The organism is Streptomyces jeddahensis (assembly GCF_001642995.1).
GTDB classification, from domain to species: domain Bacteria; phylum Actinomycetota; class Actinomycetes; order Streptomycetales; family Streptomycetaceae; genus Streptomyces; species Streptomyces jeddahensis.
Genome location: NZ_LOHS01000043.1, coordinates 31,628 through 44,623, shown reverse-complemented (window position 1 = coordinate 44,623; position 12,996 = coordinate 31,628). Strand labels below are relative to the sequence as shown.

The 12,996-nt window shown below is 71.5% G+C and carries 9 protein-coding genes; 3 read left to right on the top strand and 6 right to left on the bottom strand.

Annotated features, from left to right (window positions below; genetic code table 11):
- Window positions 1-292: 292 nt before the first annotated feature.
- From STSP_RS05890 to STSP_RS05880, 3 genes are read right to left on the bottom strand one after another with little or no spacing between them, the layout of a single operon-like run.
- Window positions 293-1,786 carry a tetratricopeptide repeat protein gene (locus STSP_RS05890; protein WP_157902778.1) on the bottom strand — a complete coding sequence of 498 codons (1,494 nt, stop codon included), beginning with the start codon at window positions 1,784-1,786 and terminating at the stop codon, window positions 293-295.
- A gap of 6 nt (window positions 1,787-1,792) precedes the next feature.
- Window positions 1,793-2,320, bottom strand: a complete 528-nt coding sequence (locus STSP_RS05885) for a hypothetical protein (RefSeq protein WP_067272998.1) — start codon at window positions 2,318-2,320, stop codon at window positions 1,793-1,795.
- 6 nt (window positions 2,321-2,326) lie between these two features.
- Entirely contained in the window at window positions 2,327-3,184 is an 858-nt protein-coding gene (locus tag STSP_RS05880) for a glycoside hydrolase family 16 protein (RefSeq protein ID WP_067272997.1), read from the bottom strand.
- A gap of 314 nt (window positions 3,185-3,498) precedes the next feature.
- On the opposite strand from STSP_RS05880, the gene STSP_RS05875 reads away from it, so the two are divergent.
- Window positions 3,499-7,320 (top strand): nSTAND1 domain-containing NTPase, encoded by a 3,822-nt coding sequence (locus tag STSP_RS05875; RefSeq protein ID WP_067272994.1) that lies wholly within the window; start codon window positions 3,499-3,501, stop codon window positions 7,318-7,320.
- A gap of 45 nt (window positions 7,321-7,365) precedes the next feature.
- Here STSP_RS05875 and STSP_RS05870 read toward each other — a convergent pair whose 3' ends face one another.
- Window positions 7,366-8,259, bottom strand: coding sequence for a hypothetical protein (locus tag STSP_RS05870; protein WP_067272991.1), 894 nt, complete (start codon window positions 8,257-8,259; stop codon window positions 7,366-7,368).
- 198 nt (window positions 8,260-8,457) lie between these two features.
- Window positions 8,458-9,501 carry a glycoside hydrolase family 5 protein gene (locus STSP_RS05865; protein ID WP_067272988.1) on the bottom strand — a complete coding sequence of 348 codons (1,044 nt, stop codon included), beginning with the start codon at window positions 9,499-9,501 and terminating at the stop codon, window positions 8,458-8,460.
- A 323-nt stretch (window positions 9,502-9,824) separates the two neighbouring features.
- Here STSP_RS05865 and sigJ point away from each other — a divergent pair, with 323 nt between their 5' ends.
- Both sigJ and STSP_RS05855 read left to right on the top strand, forming a co-directional pair.
- Entirely contained in the window at window positions 9,825-10,772 is a 948-nt protein-coding gene (sigJ, locus tag STSP_RS05860) for an RNA polymerase sigma factor SigJ (protein ID WP_067272986.1), read from the top strand.
- A gap of 119 nt (window positions 10,773-10,891) precedes the next feature.
- Window positions 10,892-12,124, top strand: a complete 1,233-nt coding sequence (locus tag STSP_RS05855; protein ID WP_067272983.1) for an NAD(P)/FAD-dependent oxidoreductase — start codon at window positions 10,892-10,894, stop codon at window positions 12,122-12,124.
- A 137-nt stretch (window positions 12,125-12,261) separates the two neighbouring features.
- Here STSP_RS05855 and STSP_RS05850 read toward each other — a convergent pair whose 3' ends face one another.
- A complete protein-coding gene (locus STSP_RS05850) occupies window positions 12,262-12,885 on the bottom strand; it encodes an XRE family transcriptional regulator (protein WP_067272981.1) in 624 nt (207 codons plus the stop codon).
- Between the last annotated feature and the right edge of the window lie 111 nt (window positions 12,886-12,996).

Below are 12,996 nucleotides of genomic sequence, written 5' to 3'. Positions count from 1 at the left end.
GTCCTCCAGCCTGGGTGGCGAACAGTGTTGGCCTGGCCACGTCAACTGTCAATGCTTTCGGTATTTGTTTCGAAACGTTCGCTCGGGCTGGGAGATGCCTCCGGAGGGTCGACGTCCCAGGTCGTCAGCCAGCCTTGGCAATCGAATAGAAGTTGATGTTCGAAAGTTGCACGAATAAGGGGCTGAGAGGAGAGATCAACTCGTCGAAATTTTCGGGGAACAGCTCGACCCTCGGCCGTGACGGCGCGCAGGCGTCACGGCCGAGGGTCGGAGCCGAGGGCTCACGGCGTGGTCATCGTTTGACGACCGGCCAGAAGGCCTCCCGTACGTCGGACTTGGCGGTGGAGACGAACTGGTCGCCCGGCCCGTAGTCGTACGTGCCGTAGTACCCGTAGTAGAGGGTCCTCGGACAACTTCCGCCGCTGATCTGCACCTGGCGCGGGTCGATGCGCTTTCCGGTGCGCAGCTCGTAGACCTTCAGCGGGATCTTGACCTTGTAGAAGGTCACTTCGTGAGGGAAGTACGCGGACTCGTCGTTCTCGTAGTAGCACGTCTCGACGGCGGATCCGTGCTCCGCCGTGCCCGCGCAGACCACGAGCGCGGCCTTGGCCGGGTCGCTGGTGCGCCAGCCGCCGGGGAGCTTGCCGGTGTACTCGGTGTCGCCCAGGAACAACGCGCGGTTGAAGCCCTTGCGGTACGCCGGGGCACCGCTGTACTTGGCGGGCGCGTCGCAGTAGCCGGATTTCGCGTCGGACGTGTTCTGGACCAGACGGCGTACCTCGTCCAGTTCGATGGCGAGGCCGGCCTTCTTCACACCGCTGCGTGCCTCGTCCGAACGCTCGTCGTCCGGGTACTGGTCGAGAAGCTGCTGGTAGTGCGCCCGCGCCTGCTGCCAGTCGTCCTCGGCCATCAGATCGTCGCCGCAGCCCACCAGCGCGGCGGGTTCCGTGCGCGCCGCGGCGTCGGCGGACCGGTCCAGTACGTTCCGGGTGGGCCCGCGGTCGCGGAGCCAGCCGGTGATGTCGGCGGTGTCGCAGGAGTCCTTGGTCGGCAGGCCGTCGAGGAAGGTGTCCAGGACCGTCTTGACGGTCTGCTCGTTGCCGGGTTTGCGCAGGACGCCGGCGAGGATGCCGAAGCCCCGCTCCAGGTCCTCGATGCTCCCGTCCCGTGCGGCGTCCGCCAGCGTGGACGCGGCCCGCTCCAGCCGGCGGCACGCATCCACCACCGCGTCGCCGGGTTCGACCACCGGTGCGGCCGCCAGGCGGTGGCCGGACCACACCTCGCCCTGCGCGGCCACGGCCGTCTCGCAGTCGCCGCCCTCGCGGGCCTCGGTCACGCGGTTCTCGATGCCGTACGCGTCGACGCGCAGCAGTACGGCGGTCAGCAGCACCACGACCGCCAGGGCGAGCGTGCTTATGCGCTGCCCGCGCCGTGCGACATGCTCCGGGCGCCGGTGTGCCAGGAACCAGCCGTGGGCGATGCCGGCCGCCCACCACAGGAGCAGCAGGATCTCGCACCAGGTCTCAGCGGTCGATGCGGTGAGGTTGAGGAGCCAGCCCGTGCCGACCACCGCGAGCGCGGCCAGCCGCCAGCGGCCCAGCAGCAGATAACCGATGCCGAGCAGCGAGGCGTTGCCGAGTGCCACCGCCACCGGGTCGCGCGGGGGCGGGGGCTGCCTGGGTGGCTCGGGAGGTGTCGGCGGAGCGGCAGGCGCCGGCGGCTCGGCAGGCATCGGCGGCTCGGCAGGCGGCCGGTACGGGTCGGGTTCGTACGTCGGGGAGTCCACGAGCGATCACCCCTGAAGCGACGTGGGCGCCGGGCTGCGTACGGAGAAGTAGTGGCGGCCCCTCACGCCGCTCACCATCCACAGGGCCGCCACATCGAGGCCGGCGATCACGAACACCGCGAGGCTGGGTGCCCCGGAGGCCAGCGAGCCGAGGAAGGCGAAGACCGTCGACAGCGCCACGAAGGACAGGCAGACGATGAGCACCACACGGACCCAGGTGCGGCGCCTGCGAGCCAGTACGACGCAGACGACCTGGAGCGCCGCCAGCGCCCAGCAGAACAGCGCCACGAACCAGGCCATGCTCCACGGCAGAAGCAGGTCCTGCCCGTGGTCCTGTTTGTTCTGGTTCTCATCGAGGATCGCCCAGCCGCCGAAGACCGCGCCCAGCGCGTGCGCGCTGACGAGCACGAGAACGGCGATGAGGGCCCCGGGCATGCGCACCTTCTCGGGCTGGCCGGGCTGACCGGGCAGATCGACCTGGCCGGGCTGACCGGGCTGACCGGCCTGACCGGGCTGATACGGAGAGCTCTGCATCGCGGATCACCTCTCGCTTTCGTTGTCCGGAAGGCCCGGCAGGTCGTAGACCCGGGCCCAGTCCACTTCGTAGACGGCGCTCTGCAGGTCGTCCCCGTGGAAGTTGTCGAGCTGGATGATCTGGTGCATGGACGGGGCGCACTGGATGCAGTCGCGGTCCTCGGTCGCGCCGCCGGAGAAGCGGAACCACTCCTCGCCGTCGATGAATCCGCGCACGTGGTCCGGGGTCCACTCGATGGCGACGTTGTGCCACTGCGACAGGTCCACGCCGCACTTCTGCGCGAACTCCTGCTGCACGGGCACGCCTTCGGGGTGCGGGTAGTGCAGGAACGCCTCGGCGCACTGCTCGCCCGGGGCGCCGTTCTCCAGGTAGTCGTACTCGCCGTCCTCAGGGTGCTCGTTCGAGTCCGGCCACAGGATCAGCAGCGGGTGGTACGGCCGCCCGTTGTCGGGGGCGGTGGCCCGGGAGCGTACGCGGGCCTCCCACCGGCCGTACTGCTGGCCGTACGGCGAGGCGAGCCACCCGGTGTCGCCGTTCGCCTCGCCGGTCATGCGCAGTACGCCGCCGACGACGCGGGTGTTGACGTCGCAGCGGCGGCCGTTGCCGCTGTGGCCGGGCCAGCACTTGCCGGGGCCGCCGCCCGCCAGGCGCCACTTGTCGCGGTCCGGTAGGGCGGGGTCGGCCTCGGAGCCGTAGTCGAACTCGTCCGACCACTCGGGCAGCGGGTCGCCCCAGCCGTACCGTTCGGCGGCGGTCGTCGGAGGGTCGGGGGCGGCGGTCGCCGTGGACGCCGTAAGCGTCACCGCGAGTGCCCCCGCGCCGAACCCCACGGCGAGGTGCCGGGCGCGAAGTCGTCCGTGCATGACTCCCCTTCAGCGTGTCGTGCGTGTGCGGATTGCGGATGTGAGTGTGTGGACTGCGGATCAGGGGAGCGGCCCGAACCCTCCCCTCGCGGGGCTCGGACCGCGCCATGGCCCGTCCGGGCCACGTCCCTCGAGTCATTCGACCGCCGTACGCCGTTGTTCAGCAGGTCCTCTCCCGGCGCTGAACAACCTGAAGGCGCGAAACCGAACGAACGGGGATCGGGAGGAAGCGTGAGGAATGAGTGAACCCCCGTGTCCTGCCTACCGATTCGTCGGAAAGTCCATCGAGGGTGAAAGAGGGGACGGGCGGGCACGTGTCGGGACAACCAGGGCCGGGGCGCACCGAGGGCGAGCTGGATCCGGCGGCCGGACCGGTGCCGCGCTTCGCCGCCGAACTGCGCGCGCTGCGCGAGTCCGCGGGCAAGCCCACGTACCGGGTGATGGCCCAGCGGGCGCGGTACGGGGTGACCACCCTGTCGCAGGCGGCGGCCGGGAAGCAGCTGCCCACGCGCGCGGTGACGCTCGCCTACGTCAAGGCGTGCGGCGGCGACGTGATCGAGTGGGAGCGGCGCTGGCGCGAGGTGTCGGCCGAGTTGGCCGCCGAGGCCGCCGACGACGGGAGCTGCCGGCCGCCGTACCGCGGTCTGACCCGGTTCGAACCGGGCGACACGGAACTGTTCTTCGGCCGCGACCAGCTCGTGGAGCGGCTGACCGAGCTGAACCGCAAGCACCGCTTCACCGCCGTCTTCGGCCCCTCCGGCAGCGGCAAGTCCTCGCTGCTGCGCGCCGGCCTGATCCCACGACTGCGCAATCCGGGGGACGGCGAGGACCGCGAGACCCCTCCCGCAGCCGTACGGATCCTCACACCCGGTGCCGACCCGCTGCGCACGCACGCCGACCGGCTCGTGCCCGTACCCGGCACCGATGCCGACACCTGGCTGATCGTCGACCAGTTCGAGGAGCTGTACACCCTCGGCGCCGACCCGGCCGACCGGGACGCCTTCATCGACCGCCTCGTCGCCGCCACCGACGCCGACAGCCGGCTGCGCGTCGTCATCGCGGTGCGGGCCGACTTCCTCGGCCGCTGCGCCGAACACCCCGGTCTCACCGCCGCGTTGCAGGACGCCACGCTGCTCGCTGGGCCGATGAGCCGCGCGGAGCTGCGGGAGGCCATCGTCCGCCCGGCCGCCGCGGACGGCCTGATCGTCGAACGCTCCCTGACCGACCGCCTCCTGGACGAGGTCGAGGGCGCACCGGGCGGACTGCCGCTGATGTCGCACGCCCTGCTGGAGACCTGGCGCCACCGCAGCGGCCGGGTCCTGACCGAGGCCGCGTACGAGGCGGCCGGCGGGCTTCACGGCGCCGTCGTCCGTACGGCCGAGCAGGTGTACGACGAACTCACCGCGCCGCAGGCCGAGCTGGCCCGCCGCATCCTGCTCCGCCTCGTCGCCCCTGGGGACGGCACACCCGACACGCGTCGCCCCACCGAGCACGCGGAACTCGACTTCGCCAGCCCCGCCGACACCCGAGTGGTACTGGAACGCCTGGTCCGGGCCCGCCTCATCACCTTCGACGACGGCACCGTCGACCTCGCCCACGAAGCCCTCATCACCGCCTGGCCCCGCCTGCGCGCATGGATCGACGCCGAACGCGACCGGCTGCGCGTCCACCGCTCGCTCTCCGAGGCGGCCCGCACCTGGGAGGCGCTCGGCCGGGAGAACGCCGCGCTCTACGCCGGCTCCCGTCTGCACGCCGCCCGCGACGCCTTCCCGCAGGACGCCGCACGGGAGAACCACCGCAGCGAGGAACTCACCCCGCTGGAGCGGCAGTTCCTCACCGCCTCGATCCGGCGCCGGCGCCGCGCCGCGCGACTGCGCCGCACGGTCGTGGCCGTACTCGCCGCGCTCGTGCTGCTCGCCACCGGCACCGCCGTCGTCGCCCTCCAGGCACGCGAAGCGGCGCAGGCCGAGCGGGACGAAGCCGTCTTCGGCCGTCTCACCGCCGAGGCCGACCGCGTCCGCGAGACCGACGCCGGGCTGGCCGCCCGGCTCGACGTCGCCGCGTACCGCATGCGCTCCACACCGGACCTGCGCACCCGGCTGGCCTCGGACGCGGGCCGGGTGCTGGCCACGCGGCTGCCCGGGCACGACGGTGTCGTCAGCTCCGTGGCGTACGCACCCGACGGCCGCACCCTCGCCAGCGGCGGCCACGACCGCACGGTCCGGCTGTGGGACACCGCCGGGAGGGCCTTGGGCGAACCGCTGCGACTCCCCACGGGCCCGGTCGGCGCGGTCGCCTTCGCGCCGGCGGACCGAGACCTGCTGGTGGCCACCGGCAAAGGCGGCGGCATCCAGCTGTGGGACGTACGCGACCGGGAGCGGCCCCGCGCCCTCGGCAGGCCGCTGATCAGCCACGACGAGGAGAACATCGTCTCCGTCGCCTTCGCCCCCGAAGGCCGGACGCTGGCCACCGCCGGCGACGACGGGACCGTACGGCTGTGGGACCTGAGCGACCCGGCCCGGCCCGCGCCGCTCGGCGAGCCCGCCCAGGCCCACGAGTCCGAGACGGGCAGCGTCCGCGCCGTCGCCTTCGCCCCCGACGGGGACACGCTGGCCACGGCCGGATACGACGGCACCGTACGGATGTGGCGGTTCAGCGAGGACGACGGTACCGGGATCGCACCGCTCGGCAAGCCGCTGCGCGCCCACACCGCCCCCGTCTGGACGCTGGCCTTCTCCCCGGACGGCCGGACGCTGGCCACGGGCGGCTTCGACGAGACCGTACGGCTCTGGGACGCATCCGACCCGGGCCGCCTGAAGCCGCTGGGCGAACCGCTCACCGAGCACACCGCGCCCGTCATGTCGGTGGCGTTCACTCCCGACGGCGAGACCCTGGCGACCGCGGGCGAGGACGACGCGCCGATCCTGTGGAACGTGGCCAACCCCGCCTACCCGCAGCAGCTCGGGGAGCCCCTGACCGGCCACACGGAGGCCGTGTGGGACGTGGCCTTCAGCCGCGACGGCCGTACCCTCGCCAGCACCGGCGCCGACGGCAGCGTCCGCCTGTGGCACCGGCCGCCGACCGTCCTCACCGACTTCACCAACCCCCTGACCGCCGTCGCCTACAGCCCCGACGGCCGCCTGCTCGCCGCCGCCAGTACCGACGACGGGCTGATCCGCCTGTGGGACGTACGCCGGCCGGACCGCCCGCGCCGCCTCCTGCGGACGCTCACCGGCCACGAGGACGAGGTGCTGGCCGTCGCGTTCGCCCCCGACAGTCGTACGGTGGCCAGCGGCTCGGCGGACGGCACCGTACGGCTGTGGGATGTCTCAGCTCCCGAACGTCCCGCCCCGCTCGGCGAACCGCTGGACGCGCACGACGGTGGCGCCCTCGCCGTCGCGTTCGCCCCGGACGGCCGGACGCTGGCCACCGGTGGAGGCGACGACACGGTGCGGCTGTGGGACGTACGGCGGCCGGACCGCGTACGGCCGCTCGGCGAACCGCTGCGCGGCCACACGGACGCCGTCACGTCCGTGGCCTTCGCACCGGACGGCCGCACCCTGGCCACCGGCAGCGAGGACGACACTGCGCGCCTGTGGCGCGTGGGCGACGGGGCGCGGGCACGGCCCGCAGGCACCGCCCTCACCGGGCACGACGAGCAGGTCAACGAGGTGGCCTTCGCCCCGGACGGGAAGACTCTGGCGACGGGCAGCGACGACCGTACGGTGCGGCTGTGGGACGTGGAACAGGCGGACCGGGCACGCCCGGTGGGGGAGGAGCTGGCCGGACACCGCGGGCCGGTCAGGACCGTGGCCTTCGCCCCCGACGGCCGCACTCTGGCCACCGGCAGCGAGGACGGCACGGTGCGCCTGTGGGACGTGGCCGACCCGGCCCGTGCCGAGCCCGCCGGCCAGGAACTCACCGGCCATCTCGAGACCGTCACCTCCGTCGCGTTCAGCCCGGAGGGCGACGCCCTCGCCTCCGCGAGCTACGACCTGACGGCCCGGGTGTGGACCCTGGACGCGGACCGCGCGGCGGACCACGTCTGCGACCGCACCGGCGGCGTCCTCACCCGCGCCGTATGGGAGGAGCACCTGCCGCGACTCGGGTACCAGGAGGTGTGCGGGAGGCGCTGAGCGTGCAGGGCTCAGGGCCGTCAGGGGTGCTCAAGGGATGGTGAACTAGGGGACGGTGAACTTCAGCACGGCGCCGTCCTTGTTCTGCGCGACGACGGTGACCTTCAGATCGTCGCCCCACTTGGCCACACCGCCCGCGCCACCGAGCCGCATCACGGAGCTCGGCGTCTCGAACGTGACGGAGTCGTCCCCCGGGATGACATGCACGTCCAGCCCGTTCGCCGTGATCCACCCCGGCGAGGTCACCAGGACCTCGCACTCGCCGTCCGAGCACGCGTCGGTGTTCTTGCCGTCCGCCGCCTTGGGCAGCGGGCCCGTGGGCGCGGGCGAGGCCGTGTCCTCGGCCTCCTCGCCGGGCTTCCAGCCCGGAGCGCACTGCTCCGCACGCTTGTACGCGGCCGCGAGCTGCGAATCCTTCTTCGTCAGCGCGGGCAGGTCGGGCTTGGGCGGGGTGAGGGACTGAACGAGCTTGTCGACGCCCGCGGTGATGCCCTCGGCGTCGTCGAGGGCATCACCGGGCGACACCTCGTCGAGTTCGGCGGTGACGCCCTTCAGCTTCTTCAGCCAGGCGTCGAGCAGCCGGTCTGCCGCGGGAACGCCCGACGGGTCGAGGCCCTTCAGATCGCTTTCCACGTCCTCCACCGCCGTCGGTGTCTGGGACAGGTAGCTGACGGCGAGGAATTGGGCGGACTGCCCGGACTCGCGGATTTCCTTCAGATCGGCCGCACTCTCCGCCCGAAGATCCTTGAGGGCGCTCGTCGACTCGCACATGCCGCCGACCCACTCCACCAGTTCCTTGGACGGCGGCCGTGCCGGTGCCGGCTCGGCCGACTTCTTGCCGGACGCGTGGGCGGCCTTCTCGTCCGTACCGCTCCCGCAGCCGCCGACGGCCAGAACCAGCCCGGCGGCCAGCACGGTGACGCTGCCCCTTTTGAACATCCAACGACCTCTCTCCGTGCGCGCTGCGATCCCGTCTTGGCGGGCCGGATCCCGGCACCGTAGGCCCAGTTCAGCGCGGACACGGATTGTTCAGCCACCCGTTCCGCAGCGGTGAACAACGCCCGGTGGTCGCAGAAAAGGGGCGTCCTCGTGGCTCAGCCACGAGGACGCCCCGGGGGTCACGCCGGTCATCGCCGGTTACTGCCTCCAGGCCCAGTGCAGGCGGTCCAGCCCACTCTGGTTGTTCACCTTCAGGCTGAGGTCGGTGCCCGTGCCCTGGAGGGTGGTGAGGGAGTAGGTGTCGCCGTTGCGCAGGCCGGGCCAGTAGACCGAGCCCAGGCCGAGTTCACGGATGGTGTCGGTGGCCGCCTGGATGTAGGCGATCTCGTTGGAGCCGTTGACCGGGCCGTTGTAGTCCAGGCCGGACGTCATGGTGGCGCCGAACTCGTCGAGGATGGTCCGCGAGGCGCAGTCGCCGATGCGCTGCTTGAAGTCCTGCTTCCACTGGTCGACGCTGGTCCAGTCGGTGTGCCAGAAGCCGTAGTTGTGCAGGGCGAGACGGGTGCCCTTGAGGCGCGGGTCGGCGCACACCGGCTTGACGTCCTCGCTGTACTTGTACCCGCCGATCAGTATCCGGTCGCGGGGCACGTTGCCGTGGGCCTGGACCCACTTCGCGGCGATGTCGGTCCACTCCTGCGCGGTGTAGCCGAACGGCTCGTTCATCGGCTCGAAGTACACCTTGGAGTTGCGTCCGTAGGCGGAGGTGATCCGCGCCCACATCTGGTCCCAGGCCGCCTGGTTGTCGATCTTGCCGTCCTTGGCGTTGTCGGCCTCCCAGTAGCCCAGGATGACCTTGAAGCCCTGGTCGGTGGCGGCGTCGATCGCTCCCCGGTACGACTTCCAGAAGGGGCCGTTCACGGAGGTGGGGTTGACCGGCAGCCGGACGGTGTTGGCGCCCAGCTTGGCGAACCCGCTGATGATCGCCTCGGACTTGGCGTAGACGGTGGCGTAACTGTCGGAGGTGGACAGGCCCGAGGGCACGACCGCGTCATCGGCGTAGTTGTCGCGCGGGTCGGCCCAGTTGACCCCGTGGAAGTCGCTGACGGGCGGCACCGCCGCCTCGGGCGATGAGGTGGATTCGGGGGAGGCGGACGCGGGGGAGGCGAGTGCTCCGCCGAATGCCGTGACGCAGGCCAGCAGTGCACCGAGGCACGCTGTCCGGCGAGGGTTTCTTCGTGACACGACATCCCTTTCTGAGCAGTTGCATTCGCGAAAACTCGCGGACACAGAGCGGCGGCTCGAATGGCTCCCGCAAACTAGAAGACAATTCGAACAGGGGTCAACACTTCTGCACACAAAGTTTCATTCAGGGGCTCGGCCGGACAGGGCGCCTGAGGCCCGTCAGGGTGCCCGGCTGTGCCGGACGCAGCAGCCACCGGGGGCCGCAGTGCAGCGGTCGTCGCGCGCCGCGACAGCTAGGCGAGTGAGTCCGAGTCCCTCCCCCAGACTCCGTCCGGGAGGTGCCCCCCTGCCTCACGACGCCTGGCACGTCTAGGATCCGGGCCATGGCCCTCACCATGAGCGACGTGGAACGGTTCGAGGCCTCCAGGCCCCGCTTGGAGGCCATCGCCTACCGCCTGCTCGGCTCCGCGAGTGAGGCCGAGGACGCCGTGCAGGAGACGTTCCTGCGCTGGCAGGCCGCCGGTGCCGACCACATCGAGGTCCCCGAGGCCTGGCTGACGAAGGTTCTCACCAACCTGTGCCTCAACCAGCTCACTTCGGCCCGCGCGCGGCGCGAGACCTATGTGGGCCAATGGCTGCCCGAGCCGCTGCTCGCCGGAGACCCGATGCTCGGCCCGGCCGACACCGCCGAACAGCGCGAATCGGTCTCGTACGCGGTCCTCGTCGTGCTGGAGCGCCTCTCGCCCAACGAGCGCGTGGTGTACGTACTGCGGGAGGCCTTCGACTATCCGCACCGGGAGATCGCCGGGATCCTCGACATCACCGAGGCAGCCAGCCAGCAGATCTTCCATCGCGCCAAGAAGCACGTCGCGGACGGCAAGGCCCGCGCCGAGATCGACGAGGCCGCCGCCCGGCGGATCATCGACGAGTTCCTCGCGGCCGCCGCCAGCGGCCGGACCGAGCCGCTCGTGCGGCTGCTCACCCAGGACGCCGTCTCGATCGGCGACGGCGGCGGCAAGGTCCCGGCCCGCACCAAGGCGTTCGAGGGCGCTCTCGCGGTGGCGACGTTCATGCGGGGCCTGTTCAAGCCCAGCAAGGCCAAGCGCGCCCTGGTCGGCGGCTCGCCCGACGTCTACGCCACGACCGCCAACGGCGAGCCCGCCCTCGTGGCGGTCCTCGACGGCCGGGTCATCGGCGTCATGTGCCTGGAGGTCACCGCCGAGGGCATCGCCGCCGTCCGCAACCAGGCCAACCCCGACAAGCTCGAACGCGCGACCCGGCGATGGGCGGCCGCCGACCACGGCGAACCCCTGCTCCGCGCCGCCTTCTGACCCCGGTGATCCAGACGATCGAGATGTGACCTGTTTCACAGCGCATTCCTGTCAGGAAACGGCGGGCCGCCCGGTTCAAGGGGCGACCCGCCGACGTAGGAGCAGACAGGAGCGAGGAAATGCAGCACCGCATCATCGTCCTCGGAGCCGGATACACCGGAGCCGTCGCCGCCGGGCGCCTCGCCAGGCGGCTGCGCCGCGAAGACGTCGCCATCACCCTCGTCAACGCCGAGCCCGACTTCGTCGAGCGCGTCCGGATGCACCAGCTTGCGGTCGGCCAGTTCCTCAAGCCCCGGCCCTTCAGCGAGATGTTCGCGGGCACCGGCGTCGAACTGAAGCTCGGGAAGGTGACCGGCGTCGACGTCGACCGCAAGGTCGTCGCCGTCCTCGACGCGACCGGCGCCGAAGAAGCCCAAGAAGCCCAAGAAGCCGAAGAAGCCCAAGAACTGGAGTACGACACCCTCGTGTACGCCCTCGGCAGCGGCTGGAACGACCAGGGCGTCCCCGGCACCGCCGAGCACGCCCACGAGATCGCCAGCCGTGCCGGAGCGCTGCGGCTGCGCGAGCGCCTGGCCCGTCTGGACGCCGGGCAGTCCGTGGTCGTGGTCGGCGGCGGTCTCACCGGCCTGGAGGCCGCGACCGAGATCGCCGAGGCCCGCCCGGACCTCGACATCGCCCTGGTCGCCCGCGGCGGCCTCGGCGACTGGCTCTCGCCCAAGGGCAGCCGGCACCTGCGGAGGGTCTTCGACAAGCTCGGCATCACCGTGCACGCGCACGCCGCCGTCACCGCCGTCGAGGCCGACCATGTCGCCACCGCCGAAGGCAGGATGATCCCCGCCGCGGTCACCGTGTGGACCACCGGCTTCGCCGTCCACCCGATCGCGCCGGCCACCGCCCTGGAGGTCGCCGACACCGGCCAGATCGTGGTCGACCGGACGATGCGCTCGATCTCGCACCCGGACGTGTACGCCATCGGCGACGCGGCCATGGCGATGGGGCCCGGCGACAAGCCGCTGCGGATGTCGTGCGCCTCGGGCGGCTTCACCGCGTGGCAGGCCGCCGAAGCCATCGCGGCGCGCCTGACCGGCGGGAAGCTCCCGAACGTGCCGATCCGCTATTTCAACCAGTGCATCTCACTGGGCCGCAAGGAAGGCCTGATCCAGTACGTCACCGCTGACGACCGCGCCGTGCGGGCGGCCCTGACAGGACGTATCGCCGCCGTCTACAAGGAGCTGGTCTGCAAGGGCGCGGCCTGGGGCGTCGCCAACCCGACGTTCGGGATGCCGATCCGGCGCCGCCGCGTCCTGCGGGAGCCGACCCGCGCGGGCTCGGCGGTCAAGGCACCGGCCTGACACGCACACTCGCACATCGGAACGGGCGCCCTCGATGCGAGGGCGCCCGCTGACCTGCGGCGGAGCGGTGCCCGCGCTCGGTACGTCGTCCACGTCGGACCGCCTGACGTCGCGCAGGTTGCCTCCGACCTGGAGATTCAGGAGGAGGTCGGCGGAGCGACTCTGGCCTGGCTTGCGGCTGTTTTCGTCTGCGTACCGTCTTCGCCGCGCTGGTGGCCGCGGCGTGCATCGCGGTCGAAGATGCCCAGGATCTCGCACGGTCCCCCGTCGGCGCCGATGGCGTGCGGCAGCATGGTGGGGAACTCGGCGGCCTGATTGGTTTCGACCCGAAAGCGGCCGTTGCCCAGCAGCAGGATCGCGGTGCCGGACAGGACGACGAGCCATTCACGGCCCGGGTGCGCGCGCATGCGCGCGGGATTGTCCGGCGGCGGGTTCGTTATGCGCTGACGTACGACGGTCATGCCGGGCTCGGCCTTGACGGTCCAGCGCATCAGCGAGTGGGCTGCGTCGATCATCGGGCTGGAGACGACGTCGTCCGTGGCCGTTTCGACCAGCTGGTCGAGAGAGGTGTCCAGCGCGCGGGCGAGGGTGACCAGCTGGTCGAGGGCCAGGCGACGCTGACCGGTCTCGATGCGGCTGAGCGTGGACGGGCTGACGTTGGCCCGGGTGGCCAGCGCCTCCAGCGACCAGCCCTGCGCCACCCGCAGGGCGCGGATCCGTTTGCGTACGAGGCTGTCCAGCTCGCCATCTTCTTGCGTCATAGGCAACATCATATGCCCAAGGCGCAAGCAAGAGCTTACGGTCGTCGCAGAGCCCGCCCGTGTCCGGGTCCCCACTCACGCGAAGAACACGAAGAACGCGAAGAAAAGGTG